General features: G+C 57.8%; 25 protein-coding genes. 10 read left to right on the top strand and 15 right to left on the bottom strand.

The features are described 5' to 3' along the window. Positions 1-284: 284 nt before the first annotated feature. Positions 285-713: a cupin domain-containing protein gene (locus tag NB647_RS05330; protein ID WP_269282219.1), complete on the top strand. Its 429-nt coding sequence runs from the start codon at positions 285-287 to the stop codon at positions 711-713. 126 nt (positions 714-839) lie between these two features. Here the strand turns inward: NB647_RS05330 and NB647_RS05325 are convergent, their stop codons facing one another. Beyond that, complete coding sequence (locus NB647_RS05325; RefSeq protein WP_269282217.1) at positions 840-1055, bottom strand: hypothetical protein; 216 nt, start codon at positions 1053-1055, stop codon at positions 840-842. Between the two features lie 139 nt (positions 1056-1194). Next, positions 1195-2811: a tetratricopeptide repeat protein gene (locus tag NB647_RS05320; protein WP_269282215.1), complete on the bottom strand. Its 1617-nt coding sequence runs from the start codon at positions 2809-2811 to the stop codon at positions 1195-1197. Between the two features lie 241 nt (positions 2812-3052). Here NB647_RS05320 and NB647_RS05315 point away from each other — a divergent pair, with 241 nt between their 5' ends. Next, positions 3053-3412 (top strand): hypothetical protein, encoded by a 360-nt coding sequence (locus NB647_RS05315; protein ID WP_269282214.1) that lies wholly within the window; start codon positions 3053-3055, stop codon positions 3410-3412. Positions 3413-4054: 642 nt separating this feature from the next. Here NB647_RS05315 and NB647_RS05310 read toward each other — a convergent pair. Beyond that, on the bottom strand, positions 4055-4987 hold the full coding sequence (locus NB647_RS05310; protein WP_269282212.1) for a DMT family transporter: 933 nt from the start codon (positions 4985-4987) through the stop codon (positions 4055-4057). A 327-nt stretch (positions 4988-5314) separates the two neighbouring features. On the opposite strand from NB647_RS05310, the gene NB647_RS05305 reads away from it, so the two are divergent. Together NB647_RS05305 and NB647_RS05300 are read left to right on the top strand one after the other, a co-directional pair. Then, entirely contained in the window at positions 5315-6649 is a 1335-nt protein-coding gene (locus tag NB647_RS05305; RefSeq protein ID WP_269282210.1) for a pesticin C-terminus-like muramidase, read from the top strand. A gap of 33 nt (positions 6650-6682) precedes the next feature. Beyond that, positions 6683-8089 carry a hypothetical protein gene (locus NB647_RS05300; RefSeq protein WP_269282209.1) on the top strand — a complete coding sequence of 469 codons (1407 nt, stop codon included), beginning with the start codon at positions 6683-6685 and terminating at the stop codon, positions 8087-8089. Positions 8090-8465: 376 nt separating this feature from the next. On the opposite strand, the gene NB647_RS05295 is transcribed toward NB647_RS05300, so the two are convergent. The 5 genes from NB647_RS05295 to NB647_RS05275 form a co-directional block, all read right to left on the bottom strand. Continuing rightward, on the bottom strand, positions 8466-9005 hold the full coding sequence (locus NB647_RS05295) for a methylated-DNA--[protein]-cysteine S-methyltransferase (protein WP_269265588.1): 540 nt from the start codon (positions 9003-9005) through the stop codon (positions 8466-8468). Between the two features lie 73 nt (positions 9006-9078). Then, positions 9079-9915 carry an isocitrate lyase/PEP mutase family protein gene (locus NB647_RS05290; RefSeq protein ID WP_269282207.1) on the bottom strand — a complete coding sequence of 279 codons (837 nt, stop codon included), beginning with the start codon at positions 9913-9915 and terminating at the stop codon, positions 9079-9081. A 23-nt stretch (positions 9916-9938) separates the two neighbouring features. Continuing rightward, a complete protein-coding gene (locus tag NB647_RS05285) occupies positions 9939-10307 on the bottom strand; it encodes a hypothetical protein (RefSeq protein ID WP_269282205.1) in 369 nt (122 codons plus the stop codon). A gap of 6 nt (positions 10308-10313) precedes the next feature. Next, positions 10314-11201 carry a class I SAM-dependent methyltransferase gene (locus NB647_RS05280; RefSeq protein WP_269282203.1) on the bottom strand — a complete coding sequence of 296 codons (888 nt, stop codon included), beginning with the start codon at positions 11199-11201 and terminating at the stop codon, positions 10314-10316. A 214-nt stretch (positions 11202-11415) separates the two neighbouring features. Beyond that, positions 11416-11622, bottom strand: coding sequence for a hypothetical protein (locus NB647_RS05275; RefSeq protein ID WP_269282201.1), 207 nt, complete (start codon positions 11620-11622; stop codon positions 11416-11418). 108 nt (positions 11623-11730) lie between these two features. Between NB647_RS05275 and NB647_RS05270 the strand changes: the two genes are divergently transcribed. The 3 genes from NB647_RS05270 to NB647_RS05260 all read left to right on the top strand — a co-directional run bounded on the left by NB647_RS05270 (position 11731) and on the right by NB647_RS05260 (position 14810). Further along, positions 11731-12618, top strand: coding sequence for an AraC family transcriptional regulator (locus tag NB647_RS05270; protein WP_269282200.1), 888 nt, complete (start codon positions 11731-11733; stop codon positions 12616-12618). 88 nt (positions 12619-12706) lie between these two features. After that, positions 12707-14191 carry an RCC1 domain-containing protein gene (locus tag NB647_RS05265; RefSeq protein ID WP_269282199.1) on the top strand — a complete coding sequence of 495 codons (1485 nt, stop codon included), beginning with the start codon at positions 12707-12709 and terminating at the stop codon, positions 14189-14191. 433 nt (positions 14192-14624) lie between these two features. Continuing rightward, positions 14625-14810, top strand: a complete 186-nt coding sequence (locus NB647_RS05260; protein WP_269265582.1) for a hypothetical protein — start codon at positions 14625-14627, stop codon at positions 14808-14810. A 478-nt stretch (positions 14811-15288) separates the two neighbouring features. Here the strand turns inward: NB647_RS05260 and NB647_RS10585 are convergent, their stop codons facing one another. The 3 genes from NB647_RS10585 to NB647_RS05245 form a co-directional block, all read right to left on the bottom strand. Then, positions 15289-15801 (bottom strand): FKBP-type peptidyl-prolyl cis-trans isomerase, encoded by a 513-nt coding sequence (locus NB647_RS10585; protein ID WP_332880323.1) that lies wholly within the window; start codon positions 15799-15801, stop codon positions 15289-15291. Positions 15802-16131: 330 nt separating this feature from the next. After that, positions 16132-17970: an autotransporter outer membrane beta-barrel domain-containing protein gene (locus NB647_RS05250; RefSeq protein WP_269282197.1), complete on the bottom strand. Its 1839-nt coding sequence runs from the start codon at positions 17968-17970 to the stop codon at positions 16132-16134. Continuing rightward, on the bottom strand, positions 17861-18412 hold the full coding sequence (locus NB647_RS05245) for a hypothetical protein (protein ID WP_269282195.1): 552 nt from the start codon (positions 18410-18412) through the stop codon (positions 17861-17863). The genes NB647_RS05250 and NB647_RS05245 overlap by 110 nt, the downstream gene beginning before the upstream one ends. A gap of 280 nt (positions 18413-18692) precedes the next feature. Here NB647_RS05245 and NB647_RS05240 point away from each other — a divergent pair, with 280 nt between their 5' ends. Further along, positions 18693-19100, top strand: a complete 408-nt coding sequence (locus tag NB647_RS05240; RefSeq protein ID WP_269282193.1) for a YadA C-terminal domain-containing protein — start codon at positions 18693-18695, stop codon at positions 19098-19100. A gap of 292 nt (positions 19101-19392) precedes the next feature. Here NB647_RS05240 and NB647_RS05235 read toward each other — a convergent pair whose 3' ends face one another. Then, positions 19393-20055: a tetratricopeptide repeat protein gene (locus tag NB647_RS05235; RefSeq protein ID WP_269284677.1), complete on the bottom strand. Its 663-nt coding sequence runs from the start codon at positions 20053-20055 to the stop codon at positions 19393-19395. 360 nt (positions 20056-20415) lie between these two features. Between NB647_RS05235 and NB647_RS05230 the strand changes: the two genes are divergently transcribed. Both NB647_RS05230 and NB647_RS05225 read left to right on the top strand, forming a co-directional pair. Beyond that, on the top strand, positions 20416-21066 hold the full coding sequence (locus tag NB647_RS05230; protein ID WP_269284675.1) for a DUF2806 domain-containing protein: 651 nt from the start codon (positions 20416-20418) through the stop codon (positions 21064-21066). Positions 21067-21217: 151 nt separating this feature from the next. Beyond that, positions 21218-21541 (top strand): hypothetical protein, encoded by a 324-nt coding sequence (locus NB647_RS05225; RefSeq protein ID WP_269284673.1) that lies wholly within the window; start codon positions 21218-21220, stop codon positions 21539-21541. A 42-nt stretch (positions 21542-21583) separates the two neighbouring features. On the opposite strand, the gene NB647_RS05220 is transcribed toward NB647_RS05225, so the two are convergent. The 3 genes from NB647_RS05220 to NB647_RS05210 form a co-directional block, all read right to left on the bottom strand. After that, positions 21584-22291, bottom strand: coding sequence for a B3/B4 domain-containing protein (locus NB647_RS05220; protein WP_269284671.1), 708 nt, complete (start codon positions 22289-22291; stop codon positions 21584-21586). A gap of 855 nt (positions 22292-23146) precedes the next feature. Beyond that, positions 23147-23380 (bottom strand): YadA C-terminal domain-containing protein, encoded by a 234-nt coding sequence (locus NB647_RS05215; RefSeq protein WP_269284669.1) that lies wholly within the window; start codon positions 23378-23380, stop codon positions 23147-23149. A 285-nt stretch (positions 23381-23665) separates the two neighbouring features. Continuing rightward, positions 23666-24277, bottom strand: a complete 612-nt coding sequence (locus NB647_RS05210) for a hypothetical protein (protein ID WP_269284666.1) — start codon at positions 24275-24277, stop codon at positions 23666-23668. Positions 24278-24287 lie beyond the last annotated feature (10 nt).

Raw genomic sequence — 24287 nt, 5'->3', positions numbered from 1 at the left:
CGAAACATCCTGCCCCCGTTTTTCCGACAAACCCCGCTCACCCGGTAAACCGACAAACCGGCAACATGTTACCACCCGCCACCGGACAGTTTTGACATCCGCGCCCCACGGTCTTTCAGTGCATTACCGGCCGTTTCCGAAACCATTCCGGAACACAAACATATCATCGGCACTTTTTCGGAACAGGGCCTTTTGATATGATGGAAAAAACGCCAGCCGCATGCGGCCAGAAACCCGAACACCGCATGACGGACACCCGTCCGCCACCCTGTCAGGAGAGTGCCATGCCCACCGAAAACGATACCGTCCCGACCCCGGTCTTCCCGCTGGGAAAAGCCCTCAAAAGCCGGAAATTCACCGGCACCGTCTGGCTGCAATGGCTCGTCGAGCCCGACGACACCTTCAACTGCCCCGCCGTCAACGTCACCTTCGAGGCAGGCTGCCGCAACAACTGGCACCGGCACCCCGGCGGCCAAATCCTGCTGTGTACCGACGGCGCCGGCCGCTATCAGGAACGCGGCAAACCCGTCATCGCGCTGAAACCCGGCGACGTGGTCAAAATCGCGCCGGACGTCGAACACTGGCACGGTGCCGCCCCGGACACCGCCTTCACGCACATCGCCATCGAAACGAACCCGAAAGCCGGCCCCGCCGTCTGGCTGGAACCCGTTTCCGAAGAAGACTACCGCGCCGAACCGGAAAAAACGGGTTGAAAACAGAATAAAAAACCCGATTTCCGGACATTCCGGTAAAAACCGGAAAAAAGCGAAAAGAAGACGAAAAACCCGTCACGGAATGCCCGAAAATCCCCCTTGGACAATTTTCAAAGCCTTTTCATTTCATCTTCGATGTCCGATCCCCGATACAATCCGTACCCGACACTGGATGGCATCGGCACCATCCGGAAAACCCGGCAGCCGGGTACGCCCGCCGCCTTGTTCCCCGTCCCCCGATAATGCCATTCCGCCTGTCCGTACCCGGGCGACGGTATCGGGACATTGCCGGCGTGCCGGCCGTGCGGATCGTCCGGCACGCCACCCTCTCTCAAGCGCCAAAGTCCGTTTTTACCGGTCAGGCAACCCCGGGAGAAAAACCGCCGGATGCTCTCCGTTTTCCTCCGGCCGGGGAAAACGGCCGACAAAAAAAGCATGACGGCCTCCCGTCATGCTTTCCCGGTTCGCCACCACACACCATTCAGGTGGACAGATCGGTATCGATCGATTCCCCGTCCTTCGGCAGACGTTCCAGACTCTTTTCCGCCTCCGGCAACCCCTGTTCCGCCGCCTTCATGAACCATTGCCGGGCCATCCGGATATCCTTCTTGACTCCATGCCCCTGCAAATACATCGTTCCCAGATTGAACTGGGCCTGCGGAAGATTCTGCGCGATCGCCTTGCGATACCAGGCGATCGCCCGGGCATAATCCTGCTCGACCCCCAGCCCGCGCGCATGCAGCACGCCCAGATTGTTCTGCGACTCGGCATATCCCTGCCGCGCCGCCTTCCTGAACCAGTAAACCGCCTTCGCGTAATCCTGCCTGACCCCGAGTCCGTTCGTATACATCAGGCCCAGCCTGTCCTGACTTTCCGGCACCCCGTTTTTCGCCGCGAACTCATACCACTTGACCGCCAGCTTGTCGTTGCGTTCGACCCCTTCGCCCCGGTAATACGCCTCCGCCAGAAAAAAGGCCCCCTCCGGCTGCCCCTTCTCCGCCGCCCGGGCATACCAGTAAACCGCCTTGTCCACATCCTGATCCACGCCCAGACCGTAAGCGTACAGCACGCCCAGATTCGTCTGCGCTTCCGCATACCCCTGATCGGCCGCCCGCTGGAACCAGACGAACGCCTCGTCCTCATGCCCCTCGAAATCGCCGCCTTCCATATACAGGCGGCCCAGATTGTTCTGCGCCTCGGCATTGCCCTGCTCCGCCGCCTGCCGGTACCAGGCCGCCGCTTTCAGCAGATTCTTTTCGACACCGGTACCGTCCTCATACATATTCCCCAGCAAGAACTGGGCATCGGCCTCGCCCTGCGAGGCCGCCTTGCGGTACCATTCCAGCGCCTTGTGCGTATTGGCCTTCACCCCGCGGCCGCTGGCATAAAGCATCGCCAGATTCGTCTGCGCCAGCGCCACCCCCTGCCGGGCCGGATTCGTCAGAAGCGCCACCGCTTTCGCATCGTCGCGCTTCACCCCGCGACCTTCCATATAAAGAATGCCCAGATTCGTCTGGGCCAACAGATGTCCCTGCTCCGCCGCCTTTTTATACCAGAAAGCTGCCTTTTTGAGATCCTGCCTGACCCCTTCGCCCGCCTCGTACATCTCGGCCAGGGCGAACTGGGCATCCATGCGCCCGTGCTCGGCTGCCTTCAGATACCAGTGGGCCGCCATCGCCTCGTCTTCCCCGGTGCCTTCCCCGTTATAATACATGGCCCCCAAAGCCGACTGGGCCGCCGCATTGCCTTTCTCCGCCGCCCGCCTGAAAGCGGAAAAGGCGTTTTCGTAATCCATGCCCTGATAGAACCTCATGCCGTCGGAATAATCCCCGGCCCAGCTGATACCGGCCAGAAACAGACACCCGATCACCGCCAGCGCTCCCCGACGAACCCGGCACACACCAAACCCCATCATTTCCTCTTGCATGACGACACCCTCCCGAATCGGGCGACCCGAAAAGAAACCGTCCCCGGATAAAAACGCCAGTCGCGTGCGACCACAGGCAAAAGCACGGAACATCGCGGAAAACAGCCTGATCACCCGGAAAAATCCGTCAAGAACCGGCATTTTCGAAACAGGCAGAAATGTTTCAGACATTTGTCGCGCGATGGTAAAAACATACTGTGGATGACACGATACAATGAGCATTCGACGGTTCAATGTCAAGATCATTTTTACCACAAAACACCTTCAAACCGCTTCCCGAAAAACAAGTTCCCGGACAACCTGAAATCCGGGACCTTCCAGCATAAACCACTTCGCCAAACATGCCTTGTCCAAACACAGAAAAATGACGGAAAGCAAGACGGGCACGCTTGATCGCACAGGATTTCGCCCGATGGCAAAACATCCGGCCTGCCGGTACCCCGACAGGCCGTCTCGCGATTTACCCATCCCCCCTCGGCAGGAACAGCCCGGAAAAACAGGCATCCGGACACGTCGCCAAACGGGATATCGCCGCACGGACGGAACACAGGCATTCAGGCCAGAAACCCGCCTCCCCGTCACGACAGGCAAGCGCTCGCCGAAAAGAGCGCTTTCCCGACGCGGGAACGTCGAAACGCAAACGGAATCCGAAACATCCTTCCGGCAGGAACAGACAGCCGGCACCGGCAAGCACAACCGTAACGGGCCGACACCCCGTCCACAGAAAAACGGCAACAACCGGCACCGGAAAAATCGCAAGCGTTTCATATAACCTCCCGGCGAGAACAAAACGGACAGGCATCCCCGAATCCGCCGCCTGTCCGCTCCCCGGGCGAACCGGATGAAACCGTCTTGCCGGAAAGAAAGCCGAAACGGGGAAAACAACGGCCATCGACGCAGGCGGCCATCATGAATACGTCAGGGTTGTCCGGAATGAAAAAAACGGCATTTTCCAAAGAGTCGATGACCGGTATCTGTCATGAAACGGTTCCGGATATCATCCCTTACCCACACAACACACTAAATCGCGGATATCCCGACCGTTCGGGAAAAAGCGATAACACGTTCAATCCCATACAGGGACGACGCCATGAAAAAACAGGCAGTCGGGAGCCGCATGCCGTCCGGTTTCCGGTAACGCATGCATTTCGGCAATCCCTGGCAGGACGGAATACAGGATACCTTCCCCATCCTTTCACGGACAACGGCTCCGGCCCGGGAAGAAACCAGCCCGCGCAAGACAACGATCTGCCAGGCCGGGCAAGACCCGTCTTTTCCGTTCCTCGCAAATCCGAACGATATTCGCGAGCGAAATACCGTTCCGGGATGGACCATCTGAGGCGGAATCCGGCACTTGTGGCATTTCGGCACTGCCGACCATCCTGCGCCTGCCCCGTCATGCCGCACGCGGCATCTACCGCCTGAAACGTTTCCCTTTCGCGTGGATCAGCGCCGAACGGATCTTCGGGAGCGACAGCGATCTTCCGGCAATGATCAGGATCACCGCCGACAGAATCAGCAGAATACCCGCCGCCAGCCGGAGCGTGAAACTTTCCCCGAAAACCGTCACCCCGATAATCACCGCCGTCAGCGGTTCCAGCGCCCCCATGATCGCCGTCGGCGTCGAACCGATCAGATGCACCGAAATCACCATCATGATCAGCGAAATCACCGTCGGCACCAGCGCCAGCATCAGGGCGAATCCCCACATGGCCGGCGTCGTCAGCATCTGGATACGGTCTTCCCCGGTCAAAAGCGAATGGGCCCCTACCGTCAGCACACAGAAAAACAGCACATAAAACGTCAGCTTCACCGACGACATGACCAGCGACGACTTGTTCACCACAATGATATACACCGCATACGTCAGCGAAGAGAGCATCACCAGCAACACCCCGACCGTACTGAGCGTCCCGCCGTTATCGCCCTGATACAGCAACCCGATCCCGACAAGCGCCAGAAAAATCGAGAAAACCGTCACCAGCGTCACCTTCTCGTGGAAAAAAAGCGCCATCATCACCGCCACCATCACGGGATACACGAACAGAAGCGTGGAGGCCACCCCGGCATCCATATGATGGAAACTCACGAACAGCGACAGCGACGACGTGGCAAACAGCACGCCCAAAATCCCCAGCACCGCCATCTCCCGGCGGGTCACGGAAAACCCCTCCCGGCGCCAGAGCAGAATCATCCCCAGCACACACGCCGCCAGCAGAAAACGGTAAAACAGAACGGAATGGGCATTGATCCCCTTTCCATACAAAAACAGCGCCCCCAGCGGGTTGGTTCCATAACTGACCGCGGCGACAATGCCGCAAACCGTGCCTTTCAGTTTTGCATTCATGATGTGAATCCATATTCCGGACAGACCGGGTACCGAAGGATTTTGTCCCCTCCCGGCCATATCCTGTAAGCATACCGGAAATCTCCGATACAGAGGTACCGGAAAACATTCCGTATCCGGCAAGCAACGCCCCGGTTTCCGATCCGGTTTTCCCGCACTTTTCTTCCCGGCACAGGCTGACCGAAAAAAAAACGGCGCAATACACTGAAGCCGCCCGATCCCCCTCGCCGGCAAGGCGCACCGGCCGCACAGACAGCCCCTGCACACACTCCGACCGGTACAGGAACAAAAACACGAAAAAACACACCATTCAAAAGGAGAAAAAACATGACGACATCCCATGAAAACCCGTTTGGTACCGGCTACGGCCACACCAGCCCCGCCGCACGCAACATGATGAAACTCGGCCTGTCCGGCCCGATCTTCCAGCCGCCGCCCGGCGACACCTACCTCTTCCGGACAGCTTCGCTGGAAAAGGAATGGCAGGACGCCTTCCGGCAAGCCACCGATACCCCGTCTGCCCAAACACCGGACAATCCGCCGGCATCCGTTCCGTCCGGATGGGCACGACAATCCACCCCCGCCTCCGGCACGCCATCCGGTCTCCTGCCGAACACCTTCAACAGCGTTTCCGAAAGCGGCCTGCGCTTTCCGGTCATCGACGAAAAAGCACTCGAAACCCTCGGCAAAATACTGCTTCCCGACCCCGCCCGCGATCCGCCCCCCCGGCCGCTTCCTCCGGCATTTCCGGCAGACACCCGGAAAACGGCCGCCGTGCCGGAAACATCCCCCGCGAAAACCGGCTTCATCCCGGCCGGCAAACCGCGGCCAATCCCCATGCCCGGCGACCCCGACTACAATCCCGACAACCCGCTGTGCGAACCGATGGCCGTCCGGCCGATCGAACAGGGAAAAAACGCCCCGATCCCCCCCGTCTCTCCGGAACAGACAATAAACCTCAACACCCGCCACACCCGGGAAAACCAGTGCCGGCCCATCGGCATCAACCATACACAGGTCAGCCTGTGGGAAGGTGACATGAGAAAACAGGCCTATGTCCCCTGGTCGGAACACCAGAAAGACAACTGTTCCGGAATCACGGTCGGTGCCGGACTTGATCTGGGCCAGCGCGACGAGAAAGGCCTCAAACAACTCGGATTGCCGGAGGAACTCTTCCGGAAACTGGTTCCCTATGTCAAACACCAGCAGGGAAAGGCCGTGAGCTACCTTAAGGAACACCCGCTATCCCTCTCCACCGACGAAATCGACACCATCAACCTGGCGGCCATGTACGACATGGGCACCAAGGTCCGCAAGACATGGGACGCCCTCGTCACCAGAAACCGGGACCGTTATCCAAACGCCCCGTATTTCCATGAACTGACGTCCGACCAGCAAACCTGGCTGTTCTCCCGCTTTTACCAGAACGGCGCGTTCACCCGGCAAGAAAGAACAAAAGAGGCCAGAAAAAAAGCCGAACTGGCCAGAGGAGAAAACTTCAGAGGGCATCCCGACTTTTTCAGGGCCGTCATGAAAAACGACTGGGATACCGCCACCCGGCAAATGAAAGAACAGGCCAAAAAACTACGGAAAAACCGGGCCACGAAATGGCAGGGAAACCGCCTGCAAAAAGAGATAAAATGGTACAAGAATAACCGGTAGACTTGTCTGTCAAATCTTCTTTCAGGAGACCCGATGCCCCGTTTTCTTGCCCGGATTGCCGCAATCCTCCTTTTTGCCCTGAGCGCCCCTTCCCTGACGGCGCAAACCATCCCCAACCGGCATATCGCCGCGGGCTGGGGGAACAGTTTCTTCGTCGATCCCAAGGGCACGCTCTGGGGATGGGGCTGCGCACGGCTCGAAAAAGGGAAAGACAAGCGTCTCCCGGGCATCGCCATGACCGGAGCCGAAAGCGTTTTCGTCGACCCCCAGGAATCCGTCTTCCTCACCCGCAAACGCGACGGCTCCCTCTGGGGATGGGGACAAAGTTCTTCAGGGGAACTCGGCGTGATCAAGGAAGACGGCTACGGCTGGGTTTACACTCCCCGCAAGCTCGCGAACCGGGCCATTTACGCACTTTCCAACAACAATACGTTCATCCTCGATCCGGACGGCACCCTCCGGGTCTGGGGCGAAGACCGGCTTACCCGCGGCGACAACCGCCGCAAGAATCCCCTGAAACCGGCAAAAATACTCGATAACGTCGCCCAGTTCAGCTCTTCCCTCTCACACACCCTCGCCCTGAAAAAGGACGGCTCCCTCTGGGCATGGGGCGAAAACCAGTGCGGCACCCTCGGCACCGGCGAAAACACATTCCACGAGTATCCCGTCCCCGTCGATCTCACCCCGCTGGGCACTCGCAAAATCGTCCGCGTCGCCACCCGGATGACCGAATCCTTTCTCGTCGCCGACGACGGCACCGTCTGGAACTGGGGCGAACCCAACAACATGAAACCCTACTGCATGGATGCCCCACGTTGGGTTCCCACCCTCCTCAACAGCATCGACAACGTCGCCGATATCGCCGTCGGCGAGGCACACGAACTCTATCTCAAGAAAGACGGCTCCGTCTGGATGATCGCCTATCTCGCCCGCGAAAAAAGGACAGACCCGGTCAAGGTCATGGACAACGCCGCCGAAATCGCGGCCGGTTCCTACCACTCCCTCGTCCTGAAAAAGGACGGCTCACTCTGGGCCTGGGGCGAAAACGAGTGCGGGCAGCTCGGCGACGGCACCTACACCGTGCGAAATCACCCCACCCGGGTCCGCTTCGACCTTTCGCCGGACGACCTCCCCCCGCCCGAAGACAGCCAAAAAACGGCCTCCGGCGCCTCCGGCATCGATTATGCGCAGGTCCTGCGCTGGGAAGGCGGCACATTCGATCTGTGCCGGTTCAGCGAAGAAGGAATCAAGTACCTTGACCTGCCGCCGGAACTGGTTGAAAAACTGCGCCCCTGTCTCCGCCAACGGCAGGAAAATACCGGCGACTCGCAAGAGGATTCGTACGGCCTCTCCGACGATGACATCGACATCCTCAACATGATCATCCTGTACAACATAAACCGGCAAAACGGCAAGGAAACCGGTTTCGCAAAGCAATAGAATAGTACGCAAAACCTGCCGGACAGGGTTTTTATCACATCTTGTCGCAGGAAACGGGATGCTTCACTTTCCTGGCATACGCCGGAGATGATGGAAAAACGGGGGCAAACAGCTCCCGGCCGCAACAACGGACCCCGCGGCGCGTTGCCTGACCCCGTCCGGTTCGGCATGACACCGGACAGCGGCAGAAAGCATCTGCCTGCCCGCATCCGTCCCACACTCCCCGCCAGCCGGCGATATCCGGCACGACGTCCTACCGCACAAGGCCGCCCCGAAACAGGGAAAAAACAGGACCGCGAAAGGCAACCGCCAAAACACGGCTGTCCGTTTCTGACGGACATCTCCCGGGAGACGGCATACGGCAGGCAAGCCATACTCAGGGAGCCGTACTTTTTTCCGGAACGAAAAGCCCCGTCATATCCGCCTTTTCATGCTCGAGCAACCGGATTTTCGTCCGGATACCGCCCGCATATCCCGTCAGACTTCCGTTCGCCCCCACCACCCGATGGCAGGGAATGATGATCGAGACCGGATTGTGCCCGACCGCCCCGCCCACAGCCTGAGCCGACATTTTCTCCCGCCCCAGCCGTTCCGCGATCATCCGGGCAATCGCGCCATACGTCATGACTTCTCCGTAAGGGATATCGCACAGGATCTTCCACACTTCCTGCCTGAAACGATTTCCGGCAGGCGCCAGCAAAATCTCCGCAATGGCCGGTTTCTCTCCCCGGAAATACCGGTCGAGCCAGTCTCTGGTCTTCGCGAATATCGCCAGCCGGTCTTCCCGGTGCATTTCCCCGTTCACCGTATCGCCGAAATATTTCTGGCCTTCCAGCCAGAGCCCCACGATACTTTCCCCGTCGGATGCCAGCGTCACCCTGCCGAGCGGCGATTCATAATCCGTCCGGTAAATCATATTCTTCCCCTTTTCTCATTCCGGTTGCCGGCCCGTACCCGACCGGTTCAGGCCGGACAAACCGGTTTTCCGGTCATCCCTGTCCGCCGAAATAATCGTTGGCGCGCCTGTAGTCGAACGTACAGTCCAGAATGCCGGACACCTTGCCGTCCTGCAACTCCCTGGCCAGACCGATCATCCGTTCGCAAAGCCATCGTGCAGGGCCCGAACCGACACTCAGCCGCCGGACACCGATCCGTTCCAGCTCGCGAACATCGTGAAAAGCCCTGTTCAGAAGAATATTCACCGGTGCGTTGATCCCGTTCACCAGACGTCCGACCGTCGCCCGGTCTATCGCCCCCGGCACGAAAACGCAGTCGGCCCCGGCTTCCCGAAACGCATTGCCGCGCAAAATCGCGGTCTTCAGCCTGTCTTCCTCACTGCCGACATTCAGCCAGTAAACGCACGTTCTGGCATTGATGACAAAATCCAGATCCAGTTCCCGTTTCAGTCCGGCCAGCGTCCGGATCTTTTCGATCTGCAATTCGAGAGGACTCAACGTCCCGTCCGGCAACCCGTCCTCGATATTGAAACCGACAGCGCCTTTCAGACACAACTGGCGCGCGTTTTCCCTGACCTGTTCCGGCTCGTCGCTATATCCCCTCTCGAAATCGACCGAAACCGGAATATCGACCCTGGCCGTCATCTGCCCGACAACATGCAGCAAATCCCCGAACGGAACCGCCTGCCCGTCGGGATAACCGAGAGCATAAGAGAACCCCGCACTTGACGTGGCCACCGCCCGGAATCCTTCCTTTTCGAAAACGCGGGCGCTTCCGGCATTCCAGGCATTCGGGAGGACAAACATTCTGCCGGCATCGTGCATCGACTTGAAAATCCTTGCCTGCTCTTTCTGTTTTTCCGTAATCATCATTTTCTCCACTGTTTCATACATCACCCGCCGGTTCCGCATCCCCGGACACCATACCGCCGCCGGACATGAAAAAGCCCGTTCAGCCCGCTTTCCCATGTTCCGGCAACCATATCACCGTTCCGGTTCTGTCCGGAAACCCGGCAAGGTTTCCATTTGCCTCCCTTATCCTGTGGGAAAAAAGTATAGCAGAAAGCCGCTATGGCCCGGCCACTGCCCGGGCCATCTCCCTGCTGCATGGCTTTCGGAGCAGCATGTCCCGCACTTTCAGCCAAAAACCGTTTTTCAACGAACGGAAAGAAACGGTACAACGACCACTTCCTGAAAGACCGGCCGGCCAGTCCCCGGTTTCGCCAATCCCGCCGGACAACCGTCCCGCCGCTTCTCTCCACTCCCGGTCACCGCAACACTGCGCCTTCTCCCGGACGACACGATCCGGCCCTGCCCAAAACCGGCTTTTCCTGTCCGCCGGCGATCCGTCCGCCGCCCGGCAGCACCTTTTCCGGCTCCTTTTTGATCCCGACCGTCATCAGCCATTTCTGGCTGAAACATATCCTTCCATCCCCGTCACGGTACGGTTCGAACCCCGTCCTGTCGCCCCCGCAGATATCTTCCTGCATCAGGGCGGCGATTCTTTTTCCCGTCTCCTCCGGCACTTTCGTCAGCCCAAGCCAGCTCTCCAGCGACACGGGAACATGCCTGCTTCCGCAATACGTCACCGGCAAACCGTATTTTTCAAAAAGGGCCAAAATCTCCTGCCGTGACAAATTCCGGACATGGGAAACATCGCGCATCCGCTCGATTCCGTCCCGGATGTCGCGGCATTCTTCCCCGGCCGCCTCCATATCGATCAGAACCAGCTGGCCCCCCGGCCTCAGAACCCGCCTCATCTCCCGAAACGGCGTATCGATATCCACAAAATGATGAAACGCCAGCCGCGACAGCACCAGATCGAAACTCTCGTCCGGAAACGGCAGATCGCAAACATCCCCCCGGACGAAAACCATATTGTCCAGTCCTTTTTGGCAGGCATACTCCCGTCCGGCCTCCAGCATTTCATCCGTGACATCCAGACAGGTCATCGTCCGCACAAAAGGCGAAACGGCACAGGCGCAGGCACAGGTGCCGGCCGCCACCTCGAGCGCCGCGACCGTCCCGGCCAGATCCAGTCGCGAAACCATGCCATCCAGATAATCCCTGTTCGTGAAATTCATGGCATCCGACCCGAAATTTTCCGCCTGAACCGAAAAAGACCGCCGGACAATTTCCGCATTCTCCGCACTCATCCTCATTCTCCCGACACAAAAAAAACCATCCGCTCCCCGGCCGGCTCCGGCGATTCTCCGTCCTCGCCAGCCGGGCCCGGGCCTGTCCCCATCATCCGGAAAGGAAAGCCCCCCTGCCAGAAAAAGCCGGCTGCTTCCATGATCCCCGGAAAACGTTTTCGCCTTTCTTCCGGCCACATCCCGTGCCCCGCGGCTTCCGTATCGCGGATACCCTTCACAACGGAATCCATACCTTTTGGCCAGCCCCGTCACTTTTTCCCGCCTTCCGCAATCCCGCATCGAAAAACCACCCGACACCTGTGTCCGGACACAAAACCGTCACGAGTTCCCGCCCCCGATCCCCGACACATCGTCCCGGCACGACCGGGCCGGGACGCCGCACGAGAAAATCATCATCCCCTCTTTCGCGTCTCTGCCACATCCGGGGCACCGTCCGGACTTCCTGTATCCGGTTATGATAATATCACCGCATATAACGGAAAAATATCTGAAAATTGCCGGATTTTATCGAAAAATCGTCAGAATCATCATGAAAACCCCATACATCCATTCCCCCAACCTGAACGGTGATACCGGTTTTCCCTATCTGGTGCTCGATGTCGTCAACGACAATGCCGTCCCGAGAAATCCGGGCTTTCAGGTCATGCACTGGCACGAGGACCTGCAATTCATCTGCGTGCCGGATGGCGAAATCACCCTGCAAACACTGGAAGAAACCGTGGAAATCCCCCGGGGAAACGGTATTTTCATCAACAAGAACGTCGTCCACCATGTCAGAAGAAAAGGCACGTGCCACTACAACAGCTTCCTTTTCCCCGAGTACTTCCTGACCTTCCATCCCGCCACCCCGGCAAAAGATTTCGTCACAGGCATCGTCGAAAATCCGGAAATTCCCTACTGCCTGCTGGATCGGAAAACCGGATGGGGCCGGCAGATACTCGAAAAACTGGAAACATTGTCCCGGCTGGAAAAAAACCGGGATGCATTCCATGTCTATCAGGTTCTTGTCCTGCTCGCCTCTTTATGGCTCGACCTGCTGAAAAACATCGGCATCCCGGCGAAAAAACCGCACAACCCGGTCGCCTCGCGCATGAAACGTTTCCTCGAATACATCGAAAACCACTACGCCACCGCCATCACACTCGATGAACTGGCCAAAAGCGCCCATGTCAGCAAATCGGAATGCCTGAGATGCTTCAGGGCAAGTCTGGACACCACGCCCCACCAGTACCTGCTGGAATACCGCCTGTCCAAAGCCTGCGCGCTGCTTCGGCACACGGATGAACCCGTCACCGGCATTTCACAGAAAACCGGATTCGGACAGACCAGCCACTTCGGCAAGTGCTTCCGGGAAAAAACCGGTCTGTCTCCCTCGAATTACCGGAAACAATCCCGAAACGGCAGCATGCCGCCCTGAACGCCCGCTCCCCGACACCGGACGCTGACCTCCTGTCCCGGACGGCAGAGCCGTCACCGTCTCCCCCGAAAACACCCGGTTTTTTTCCTTGTCCGACGGACACGCCATTTTCGGGCCCTCTCCGGCCGGATACAGTCCAAACACCGGGACACCGTGCCGCCCGCTGCCCTGTCCGGGGACAACCCCGGGGCTCGTCCGTCCATCCGGAAACCGCCTCCCGACAACCGGAAAACGTCCCCCTTTCGCCACGGGAGAAGAACCTTTTCCTTTCCGGTTTCCCCACCCTGCAAAAAAATTCCTTTCCCCTGCGGAAAAACGGAAACGAAAACGTCAAAATGACGTATCCTTGGAAAAAAAGAAAAACCGTCTGCCTGACCCGGAACCTCGAGATCAACGAATTACTGCCATGCGAAACCGACTGCCCGTTCTGATCGCCTTCATCATCGTCTGCATCGTCGTTATCCTCGCCTTTCTCCTGAGATCGGCCACCGACCATCCCCCCGAAAAAGTGGAAAACGCACAGGAAATCACCCGGGACACCCGTCTGGCCGCCGGCCTGAAACACAGCCTCTTCATCGACAGCGAAGGGCGGCTCTGGGCATGGGGCGACTCCCGCTACCGCAACCGATCCAGCGCCACCCCCGTGAAAGTGGCCGACAACGCCTGCGTCGCCGCGGCCGGCGATGCCTCCCGGACATCGTTTTACATCGACTGCAACGGCACCCTCTACGGCTGGGGCGACAGCCAGGCCGGCCAGATCGGCCTGTTCTCCGACACCCCGGTCATCGAACCCATGCCGATCATGTCCGATATCCGTGCCATCGCCCCCGGCTATGACACCCCGTTCGCCATCGACACCTCCTCCACCCTGTGGACATGGGGCAAACCCAACCCGTCACGCGGCGAGGAAATGCCCGGCGAGGAAACCGGCGGCAACACCGACGAACCGCAAAAAGTCATGGATCTCGTCAAGCGCGTCAGCTCATCGGCCACCCACACCCTGGCGCTCCGGGAAGACCGCAGCCTCTGGGTCTGGGGCAAAAACGATTCCGGCGCACTGGCGACCGGTTCCCGCATCGCGCAGAACCGGCCCTACAAGGCCAACATCGCCGCACTGGAATCCCGGCCCGTCGTCAAACTCGCCACCAAAAACCTGGCCAGCTTCGCCGTCACCGATGACGGCAACCTCTACGTCTGGGGATTCGCCAACGCCAGCCTGCCGGGACGCCGGTACACGACACTCGAACCCAAAACCCTGCCGGTCAGGGTCGGCTTCGTCAATAACGTCGCCGATATCGTCGTCGGGGAAGCCGGCGCCCTCATCCTGAAAAAAGACGGTTCCGTCTGGGCATACGGCATCGGCCCCGTGACCGAAACCGTTGACGGAAACTGGACGAAACCCGTCCACCTGATGGATGACGTCGTCGAAATCGCCACCGGCCCCCGCCACGCGCTTGCCCTGAAAAAAGACGGCACCGTCTGGAGCTGGGGCGAAAACGACGCCGGACAGCTGGGCGACGGCACCACCTGCAACCGGCTGACTCCCGTACAGGTCCGCTTCCCGTCCCCCTGACAGAACCGGACACGGCAAGACACACTATTTACCTCATCCGGACCGTTTCGTCCCTGCGACACGGTCCGTTCTCCCGTTCCCTTGGCAATGCCCTGTTCTCCCCTTGAAATGGAATGCATTCATCCGGAATCTTCCAGAGCATACCCGAACATGCCAAAAACCGTCTTTTCCCCATCCATCGTCATCCTGCTGCTGGCCCGGTACTCCGGTATCGATCCGGAAATACCGTGATCCCCGGTGATATCGCGAAAAAATCCGCATCTTCCGCTTCTGTCTGCCCTGTACCATCTGCGGGACAGTCTTGTTCACGCATATTTTTACTTCAAGTAAAAATATTTATTTAATAGTGGATAAAAACCGGTTTTTGCCTTATAGTGAACACTACTATCCCGAAATACCTGAACGAATGTTTTCACCGGCAAAGGAAACTGACATGATTAACCGGACATTTGTGATCGCTTTCTCCATCGGCTGCCTGCTTGCCATGCTCGTGTTCAACCGGCCGACCGGATTGATGCCTTCCGGCCAGACCGGATACGTCAACCCGATCCCTTATGCCAGTCTGACCGTACCAGACAAACCTTGTCCCTACCATACCGGCTTTGCCGCCCTGCCATGACAGCCGGCGTGCCATGCCGGCAGGATACAAACCGTTTTCCGACACGGCACGGCCAAAACGCCGGGCCGTTTCCCCGGAAAAAAACGGGCCGTTCCATCACTTGCAAAACACCCCATCGTCAGGCGGAAGCCACCGCGACAACGGCAGGTTCCGGCCTGCTCCGGACGGTTTTCCTCCGGTTATGCCGTTTTCCGGCATGACGGCCGCAAGCCGCCGTTCAGTCCGCCATATACCGGACAATCCGGACCCTGCCGCCTTCATGCGTCCGTCACGAAAAAGGACGGAAATGTCCCGGCATGCTTCCCTCCGGCAAACAGTACCGGCACCAGCCGAACAAACCGGCACCACTGTTTCCGTCAGCCACACCATCCGTCACCGCACGAACCATCCAGCGAGCCCTCAGCAACCTTTTGGCTATTTCGGGCGCAAAAAAAATGGCGCACCGAAACGGAGCGCCATCGATCCCGAAAAACACCGTTCAGTTCGATACTTCCAGCAAATCGATTTCATAAGTCAGCGTGCTGTTGGGCGGAATATTGCCGACCTGGTTGGCCCCGTAAGCCGTCGATGGCGGGCAGACCAGTTTCACCTTGCTGCCGACCGGAACGGTTTGCAGGCCCTGCTGCCAACAGGGAATCGTCTTGTTCAGCTCGAACACGGCAGGCTGTCCGCGGGAATACGAACTGTCGAATTCGGTACCATTGGCGAGCCAGCCGCGATAATTGACCTTGACCGTACTGTTCGGACCCGGCTTGACCGTATTGTTGCTTTGGGAAAGCGGATAGACAGTAATGCCGCCAGGTGCCAGATACGGAACGACCACCGCCGGAGAAGTCGCCGGACCGACCGGGCCATAACCGCCATAAGGACCGGTACCGTAACCCTGCTGGACGGGAGGGCGTTCGACGATACCGCCGGCGGGAGCGGCAAAAGCCGAACCGGCCAGCACCAAAGAAGCCGCCAGTAACAATCCACGAGTGCTGTTGCGCATAAGAAATCCTTCCTGTTGAAAAAACATCAGATTGAACAATCAAAACGAACCATCATTTTCAGGCATGCTACAACAGGCATCGCGAGCGCCATTTGATAAAAATCGGAAACACGGCCCTTAAATGACACGCCATATTCCCCCGACTGCCGTCCGTTTTCCGCCGCGACAGAAAATACCTGTCACAATCCCCGTTTTCGGGTACGAAACGGGGCATACAGGCAAAAATGAAAACCCCGCCCCCATCGGGGAAGCGGGGTCAAGAGGAAAGGCCGGTTTATCCCTCAACCGTTTTCCGTTTGACGGATATCCGGTTTTTCCGTTTGTCTCATGTCAGAAGCTGTACCGGATGCCTCCGCTGACCTGATAGGTGGTTCTGACCGGGTTGCCTGCCGTGGTTTCGACTTCTCCGTACGCCGCCAGACTCTTGTTGATGTTCCAGGTTCCTCCCAGCGCAAATTCTCCCCATGTTCCTCCCATGTCTTCCGTGTAGCTGCGCATGGCTTTTTTGTTGCTGACCCGGGTTTTGGCGTCTCCTTCCCAGTCATGCAGGACGCTGGCTTTGAGGTAGGCGCTTCCTGTCTTTTCCGGCGATATCCATCCGGCCGCGATTCCCACTCTTCCCACGGCGGTGTCTATGCCTTCCTGTTTGATGTTTGTCCCGACGTTTGTTGTGTGGCTGACTCCGTTCAGGTGTCCTATCATGAGTTCGGCTTGCGGTTCTATGTAGTAGTCGGTGTCGGCTATGCCCAGTCTCCAGCCGTATTCGACTGAGGCACTGGTTCCCCATGTGTGGTAGCGCCCGTTTACGCCTGTCCCGCTCTGGGTGTGCAGGTCAAAGTCGGTGTCGAGTTTGTGTCTTTTGATGATGATGTCTACATATTGGCCGTCATCTGCTATCCAGCCTCCGTACAGGCCGAAGCTCCAGTTTTTGTCGTCTGTACTGCCGTTGTCGAGTTTGCCTTCTCCGTCTGTGTAGCTGGCGGTTCCTCCCACATAGATGTTTCCGATTCTTTTGTCTCCTCCGATTTGTAATGTCTGGTAGGTGTTGTGGATGCTCTTGTATTCGCTTTGTCCGGCAACTGCTCTGGCCCACATGCCGTCACTTTGCGGCATGCTGCGCAAATCTCCCATGCGTTTGGATACGTCGTTGGTTTGCGCACGGAAGGTCAGAAAGTTCATCGCTCCTATTTTTTGCAGGCTGTCTGTTACGGTGTTTTTCTGTTCTGTATAGGAGGCAATTGTTCCGTCAGGGTTCAATATTAAAGTGCTGTTTCCTATGAGGGTATTTTCCCGGGCAGTGATGGTGTAAGGGGAATCGGATTGCCCGATATTAAGGACCGATGCCATGGCTTGTGCATCGCCATTTAGCTCTGCCGCTTCCTGAGACAGGATGACATTCAATCCTTCTCCGCTATTGTGGGTGATGTTGATCTGGTCTGCTTTTGCGGAACTGGTTATGATTGCGGTTCCTTTTTCACGGTTGACGAGTTCTCCTATTTTCAGGGTGTTTGTTCCGGTATTGATGATTGCGCCATTTGACGTTACCGACCTGATCGCACTGTCACCCGTCAAATGAATCGTCGCTCCGTCTCCGGCTGTGAAACGGGTACCAGCCATACTATTCACGATTTCCTGTCCCTGATCGTCCTTTGCCATCACTTCTGTCACCGTCCCGGTAAAGGAAGACGCTTCTCCTGACATATTGACAGCCAGCGAACCGCCCGCCGAACTGACCGCTACATCGCCGGTTATCCTGACAAAAGCGTCATCGCTGCCGATCGTCACGGAAGACCCGCTTTTGTCCGTCCCAGAAGCGACACCGCTACTGCTAATGCCAACGCGGATATTGCCGTTCACCGAAACATCATCGACATCCAGTACCAGCTGGCCACCAGCTACCGCAATCGTCTCCTTGCCCTGTTCATCTCCCCCGTTTCCCTCGAAAACCGCCTTTTTCGCATGAATTTCTAGCTTGCCCGGAATACTGATGCTGCTCGTTACGTAATTATTGACCGATAATGCCGCCGTACCGCCGCCGACATATACAAAATCCATTTTATCATCCCCGCTCCCCAGAGCCAGCGATCCGGCACCAGCCACATACAACTGCCCGCCCGAGCTGATGAACTGTCTGGCACCGACAGACAGGGACGCTCCCCTCTCCCACATGAACTGTGGCTCCAGGTACCTCTCGGGCAATGAAAACCGTGTCGAAATTCGTCAGGGTCACCTCGGGCCCTTTGACTTCCGTCGAGTTTTTCTTTAAGGCACCCAGCAGGGAAACCGGATAATAGCCTGATCCCCCTCCCTCCGACATGATCCGGACAGAATTGCCGTTACCATTCACCGTTTCCTTTCCATTGTATTGCTCGAATGCTGCATCATCACTGAAATACATCCTACCCGCTGCCCGGAGTTCCAATTTCTCATTTCCGCTCATTTTCCAGTTGACGCCGCCGGCCCAGTCCGTAAACCCGGGGTTGGCGGGCAATGCCGTTTCCGCCGCAAAAACGGGATCCCGTCCGCCCAAATCAGCGATTTCACCGGAAAAAACCGGCCCGCCAACCAGCATGGCAATCGCAGCTGCTATAGCTGTCTTCTTTCTTTTCATCGTATTTCTCCTGACACAACATGGTTCGACTCACTCCCCGCTCCCGATGTCCGCTAATAGCCATTAGCGGACTTTCAAAACATCTTTGCCATTCCCAACCTGTTAATACTAAACAACTTTTTTGTATCTCTCAATAGTTCTCCAAAAGACATTTCATCTCTTTAATTACCATAAATCATTAAAAATCAATTGGTTACTTGTATCTTGAAGACCCTTCTGGCTACAAACGGACTTGGCGTGTTTCCTGACTTTCATTTTGCAAAACAGAAAGGGAAAAAATATGAAAAAAAGTCTGATAGCCGGTCTGATCAGCATAACGGTGTTTTCGATGACAAATGCTCATAGTATGGTTGTTCAGCATAACATGCAGGCCATCAATACCAATAATAACCAGACAGCAATCCAGGATGTGGAAAGCAGCCGTTTTTCCACTGTCGATGGTCGTCTGAGCGATGTCAAGGAAACATCCTACCGGGGGATTGCAGCGGTTACAGCCATTGCCAACATCCCGACGGTTGAAGAGGGCAAACGTTTCGCCGTGGGGATGGGTGTCGGTAACTTCGAAGGCGAAAACGCTCTGGCGACCGGTGCCAGCATCCGGGCAAATGACAGCCTGACATTCAAGGCAAGTGCGGGTAAATCCGGCAGCTCCGCAACTTACGGTGCCGGTACCGCATTATCCTTTTGATCTGATTTAACGTGATTGTCCGGTATTCCAGAGTCGATTCAATAGAATACCGGACAATATGCAAAACCGTCTGGCACAAAACCGAAACAGGATTGCGATCACTGGCGAAGCAATTCCTTGCACGGGCAGCAACACCGGTAACAAAATTGAACAGGGTACGTTCTTTCCCATCACCAGTCACTTTTGCCCGGACAACCTGATTGTTCCATCACTGTTCCGCCCATGTCATCCGTCCTGTCGCCCGCCGGGAAAAATCCATGTCATGTCCGGACTTCACGCGTTTTGCGACCGGTCAACGGACCGACGCGGCATCCGGTTCGCCGGCAGACACACCAGACAACCTCAGGTACCGGACCGCTTTTTCATCCCCCTGTGCCGCCGCCTTTTCATACCACTGTCTGGCGAGCTCCGGATTTCGTTCCGTCCCGACGCCCTTTTCATAATATTTCCCCAGCATCCGCTGCGCCACCGCATAGCCGTTTTTCGCCGCCTTTTCATACCAGACGAACGATTTGGCGTCATCCCGCGGCACCCCCCGGCCCACGGCATACATCCAGCCCAGTCCGGCCTCGGCCCGCGCATACCCCTGCTCTGTCGAAGCCTTCACCCAGTGCAGCGCCATCACGTCATTGCGTTCCAGCCCCACCCCCTGAAGATAGCGGCGGCCCAGCTCGAACTGCGCCTCGGGATCCCCTCCTTCAGCCCCGTCTTTCAGCAGAACCAGCTCGAACAGGCTGTCCGCCTTCTCCTCACCGGCAGCCGATACCGCAACAGTCTCTCCATCTTGCGTCCTGCCCCTTCTGCCGTCTTCCCATGCCTGCGCCCCTGACGGCAAAAACGCCCCGCAAAAACACAGAAACAGAAAAAACACCACGTTCGGAAACAGGAAAAACCTGTTCCCCATTCTGAAACCGACTCCCATTTCCGATCCCCCCTCCGGCAGACGGGGCAACATGCGCTTTCCCCGCCGGCTCCGGCAAAGTCCCTTATCAAAACGGATATTCCATTCCATTATTTCCGACGAGTTTACGACAGGAAACCCGCCACTGCCATAAACACCGGACAGTCGATCCCCTAATGATGCTTTAAACAGACAAAAACGGCCGAAAATCCAGAAAACCCTTAAAAAACAGGCGTTTTTATCAACAGACTGTTTACCCGCCTCTCTTCCCCGAACCACAAAACGCCCCGTTCATCCGTCGGTTTCCCCGATCCCCGCCCTTGCACCGTCACTCCCCGGCCCGTTCCTCCCGCCTCATGACAAGCGTCCCGCAAATGGTTAAAGTGTCAACATTTCCAGCACACGGAAGAAACGATGACAGACAAAAACGGAAAACATCCCGGCATCCAGCTCGACATCAATGCCGTCAAACTGGCCGACATCACCGGCGACTTGACCCCGATAGCGGAAGGTGCGGGCAAAACGCTGGGCGCCGTGCCGACCCTCCTGCATCGCCTGTGCCTGCTCATCTTCGGCGACTGGTACACCGACCGCATCTGCCGCGACATGAAAAAACGGGCACAGGCCGAACACGACTGCGAAGCCATCCGGCAAGGCGCGCTGACCCTGTTTTCCGGCCAGAACGCCACCGAAGCGCCCCCCTCAATCGCCACCCCGGCACAGGCCGCCAGACGGCATCTGGAAGAAACCGGAACGCAAAACCTGATCGCCTGCGCCGCCGAAGCGGCCCGCATCCTGGAAAATCCCCCGCCACCTGCCTCCCGGTCCGACGAGAACGCCCCCTCTTCCCAAACGTCCCGTCTTTCGGAAACCTTCGTCAACCGCTGGAAAAACGAGGCACAATTCGTCTCCGAACACCAGTTGAGGCACCTGTGGGGCGCCATCCTCGCCCGGGAAATCACCGCACCGGGATCGGTCAGCCTCAAAACGCTGGAACGGCTGAAAGTCGTCTCCCGGGAAGACGCCGAAGCGTTCACCGCCCTAGTGCGATTACGTACTGGATAACGACTGCTATCTGGCCCCGACCGTTTTCGCCCGGTCGCCGGACGGCCGCATACAATCCCGCACCCGATACCCCCTCAAACGGCTGGACGTTTTAGACGACCTCGGCTTCATACACGCCCCGTCCGCCATTGCCCTCAACGAACGGCGGCTCGTGCCGGAAAACGGCACCATCTGGCTCGATTACGGCCCCTTCACCTTCTGCCTGAAAAGCGGAAAGGACATCCTGCTGTCCATGAACCTGCTCAAACCCGCCGGAAAAGAAATCTGCCGGATCATCCGGCAGATTTCCCTGAAAAAGGCGGAAAGACTGGCGCATCTCATGCTGGCCTGCGACGAATTTCGCGAAACACACGCCATCGCCATTTACGGAAAAACCGGAAAAAAACAGCCGGACGGCCGCCAGGAACTGGCCCTGAAAACCGTCATCAACCGGGAAACCGTCCTTTCCCCGGCCGGCGACGAACCGCCCGCATAAACCCGAACAGATTCGCCCGGCAAACGGAAACCGGCGCCCCCGTCAGAACGACCAGACAAATTCCGGATGATCCCGATCGACGAACCCCGTCTTCACCCGGGCGCCGAAGCAGGACACCAGCATACCGGCCAGCTCGTCCGATGCCGCCTTCACCGCGGCTTCATTGACTCCCGCAAACCCGTCGATCGGGAAAAACACGGTGGACGTCTCCGCCGTGATCTTGCCGTTTTCGCTCTGCCGCCAGGTCCATCGCCGCGTCCGGACCTGATTACCGACCGCATACACCACCTCGCCGGCATCGGGAACCTCTTCCTCCCCTCCGCCGAACGGCAGAAAACGGTCGTTTTCTGTCGCTGGCCGCATCCCGATCACCTCCGGTACATCTTTCAGATCATGCGTTCCCATCGGAATCACATACTTCAACGACACGGCATTGTTCAGATCCACCAGCGGATTGATCGACGGCATCCCCTTGCCCTTGCCGATACGGGAAAACAGCGCCTCCGCCGAACAGGGAAAACGGTTCGGATTGATCCCCAGCGCCCGGAAAGCCTCGCGGTAAGGCACGATTTCTTCCGCTTTCTTCACCTCCCGGCCCGAAAACCGGGCCTCGGCCGCCTCGACCGACTGCGCCAGCATCGCCGACACCTCCGGCACCGCCTTCGTATTATCCACCCCCTGCGCCACCACGACGCCCACCACCATATCGGGAATCGCCGCGAACACGCGACTGTCGATCACAAATCTCATTCTCCTGCCCTGTCCATTCGTTGCCACCGCACAGCAAGCCACCCTGCCGGCACCTCCGCCCCGCTGATCCCGGGAACCCGGACGCCATTATCACCCGCGTCCTGCCCGACCGCAAGCCGTTTCCGGAAACGGCCCTGACACCCGCCGCAGTCCGAAACAGCGAAAAACCGGCAAATGACGAATCACTCCGGAAAGGTTCCGGCCTGTGGAACCTTTCCGCACATCCTGCCCCGGATCCATCATCCTGTCTGCCGATGCGGGCACCCCAAGTGAACAGACTTTCCCCCGTGAGTTGCTCGCATTGCCAACCTGTTGAAAATACACGTAAAATAAAAAATGTTCGGGAAACCTCCCTTATTTTCAGGTGAAAAGAAAGAGGTCCTCGCAAAATGCCTCTGAAACGCCCGGTTTACCGGGCCTGACAGAGGGGCGGTCGCACCCTTCACGGGGGCGTGGATTGAAACAGTTTATCGCTCAACGGGACAGTAACGTTGTATTTGTCGCCCCTTCACGGGGGCGTGGATTGAAACGTGTACTCCGTTTCCCGTACCGCAAAAATCGCGGGTCGCACCTTTCACGGGTGCGTGGATTGAAACATTATTAGGTGCGGAGTGACACCGGTTGCCTCGAATCGCACCCTTTACGGGTGCGTGGATTGAAACAGGTCGTCCACCATCGTATAGACGCGCTGTGTGGTCGCTCCCTTTACGGGAGCGGGATCCGGAATGTTGTCCGCAATGTAACGGGCTGTCTTTTCTCTCCCGGGCTTATGACCGACATCAGTCACGATTTCCCGCCAACACCCGAACAGGAAGCTGCATCACGGAAAGCAACTTCCTGTTCCAGGGCGCAAAATCAGAACGACAAGGCGGCACCTGCTCCATATGTCGCCTCACTTCCGGATTTGCCGACGCTGGCCTTGAAGGTCAGGCTTTCTGTCGCACGCAGGCTCGCTCCTATCGCCAGCGCGTTTTCTCCTTCGAAGTTACCCATACCAACACCGATGGCAAACCGCTTGTTGTAATCCACTGTCGGTATGCTGGCTATCGCCGTTACGGCCGCAATACCCCGATATGCTGTCCTTTTCACGTCGCTCAACCGGCTTTCCACTCCGGACAAACGGCTGTCCACATCTCTTATCGCCGCCCGGTTCCCTTCTATGCTGTGCCCGTTTCCGTTGAATATGTCTCCAGTGGAACAGACGTTGCCTCCTTCGATTCTGACCGACTGTTTCGCATTGTTGCCGAATACAACCGAATCTCCTGATACGGTTGTCGTGGTCCTGCCTCCTTCCTGCGATACGGCTATCGTTCCGGTACGTTTATTTGTCTCTTTTATCGCTGCCGCGTTCGTGGCGATATCCGCCGTAACCGGTCACAGGCCGAAAAACGACGTCGAATACCCGACACGGCGGATCGTGCCATTGCCCGCCAGCCCGAAAACAAGCCGCGAAAAGCGCCGGCCGTCCCGCTCGTCATTGAACGTGCGGCATTCCTCACGACAGCGATAAACCGCCCAGCGCACCACCTCCGGATAATCGTCTGCCGACAGGCGGTTCCAGTGAATGCGTTCCGGTTCGCCATACGCCTTTGACAGATCGTCCCGATGCATCCCCACGGCAATCCCGCGCGACGTCGCCACATCGGGACGGCTCGTGAGTACTCGCAAGACAGGCGCTTTTTCCCCGGGGGCCGGCGTTTTCGCCAGCCACAATTCCCCCTGCCCGTAAAACACATGCGTGGCCACCGTTTCCGGTTTCGCGCCTTCCTCATTGCCGACCGGCCGGCAGCCGCGCCGTTCTCCCAGATAGGCCGCCCCTTCGTCCATCGAAAGAACCTCTCCCTTGAACGGCAAACCGTCCAGCCCCGTTTCCCGTTCCGCCAGCGGTGGCACGGGCGACTCCACCGGCCGTGCCGGCTCCGCCGATACCGGCAAAAGCGCCTGAACCCCCAACAAAAACAACATCCCCGCTTTTTTCAGTCCCATGACGCTCTCC

Source organism: Oxalobacter aliiformigenes, assembly GCF_027116575.1.
Classification (GTDB): Bacteria; Pseudomonadota; Gammaproteobacteria; order Burkholderiales; family Burkholderiaceae_D; genus Oxalobacter; species Oxalobacter aliiformigenes.
This window is presented reverse-complemented; position numbering and strand designations above follow the sequence as displayed.

Bases quoted from the DNA above. Each gene is read 5' to 3' on its own strand.
- NB647_RS05330 (WP_269282219.1), top strand. From the start codon at position 285: ATGCCCACCGAAAACGATACCGTCCCGACCCCGGTCTTCCCGCTGGGA.
- NB647_RS05320 (WP_269282215.1), bottom strand. From the start codon at position 2,811: ATGTCTGAAACATTTCTGCCTGTTTCGAAAATGCCGGTTCTTGACGGA.
- NB647_RS05315 (WP_269282214.1), top strand. From the start codon at position 3,053: ATGGCAAAACATCCGGCCTGCCGGTACCCCGACAGGCCGTCTCGCGAT.
- NB647_RS05310 (WP_269282212.1), bottom strand. From the start codon at position 4,987: ATGAATGCAAAACTGAAAGGCACGGTTTGCGGCATTGTCGCCGCGGTC.
- NB647_RS05305 (WP_269282210.1), top strand. From the start codon at position 5,315: ATGACGACATCCCATGAAAACCCGTTTGGTACCGGCTACGGCCACACC.
- NB647_RS05300 (WP_269282209.1), top strand. From the start codon at position 6,683: ATGCCCCGTTTTCTTGCCCGGATTGCCGCAATCCTCCTTTTTGCCCTG.
- NB647_RS05295 (WP_269265588.1), bottom strand. From the start codon at position 9,005: ATGATTTACCGGACGGATTATGAATCGCCGCTCGGCAGGGTGACGCTG.
- NB647_RS05290 (WP_269282207.1), bottom strand. From the start codon at position 9,915: ATGATTACGGAAAAACAGAAAGAGCAGGCAAGGATTTTCAAGTCGATG.
- NB647_RS05280 (WP_269282203.1), bottom strand. From the start codon at position 11,201: ATGAGTGCGGAGAATGCGGAAATTGTCCGGCGGTCTTTTTCGGTTCAG.
- NB647_RS05275 (WP_269282201.1), bottom strand. From the start codon at position 11,622: ATGTGGCAGAGACGCGAAAGAGGGGATGATGATTTTCTCGTGCGGCGT.
- NB647_RS05270 (WP_269282200.1), top strand. From the start codon at position 11,731: ATGAAAACCCCATACATCCATTCCCCCAACCTGAACGGTGATACCGGT.
- NB647_RS05260 (WP_269265582.1), top strand. From the start codon at position 14,625: ATGATTAACCGGACATTTGTGATCGCTTTCTCCATCGGCTGCCTGCTT.
- NB647_RS10585 (WP_332880323.1), bottom strand. From the start codon at position 15,801: ATGCGCAACAGCACTCGTGGATTGTTACTGGCGGCTTCTTTGGTGCTG.
- NB647_RS05250 (WP_269282197.1), bottom strand. From the start codon at position 17,970: ATGTGGGAGAGGGGAGCGTCCCTGTCTGTCGGTGCCAGACAGTTCATC.
- NB647_RS05245 (WP_269282195.1), bottom strand. From the start codon at position 18,412: ATGAAAAGAAAGAAGACAGCTATAGCAGCTGCGATTGCCATGCTGGTT.
- NB647_RS05240 (WP_269282193.1), top strand. From the start codon at position 18,693: ATGAAAAAAAGTCTGATAGCCGGTCTGATCAGCATAACGGTGTTTTCG.
- NB647_RS05235 (WP_269284677.1), bottom strand. From the start codon at position 20,055: ATGTTGCCCCGTCTGCCGGAGGGGGGATCGGAAATGGGAGTCGGTTTC.
- NB647_RS05230 (WP_269284675.1), top strand. From the start codon at position 20,416: ATGACAGACAAAAACGGAAAACATCCCGGCATCCAGCTCGACATCAAT.
- NB647_RS05220 (WP_269284671.1), bottom strand. From the start codon at position 22,291: ATGAGATTTGTGATCGACAGTCGCGTGTTCGCGGCGATTCCCGATATG.
- NB647_RS05210 (WP_269284666.1), bottom strand. From the start codon at position 24,277: ATGGGACTGAAAAAAGCGGGGATGTTGTTTTTGTTGGGGGTTCAGGCG.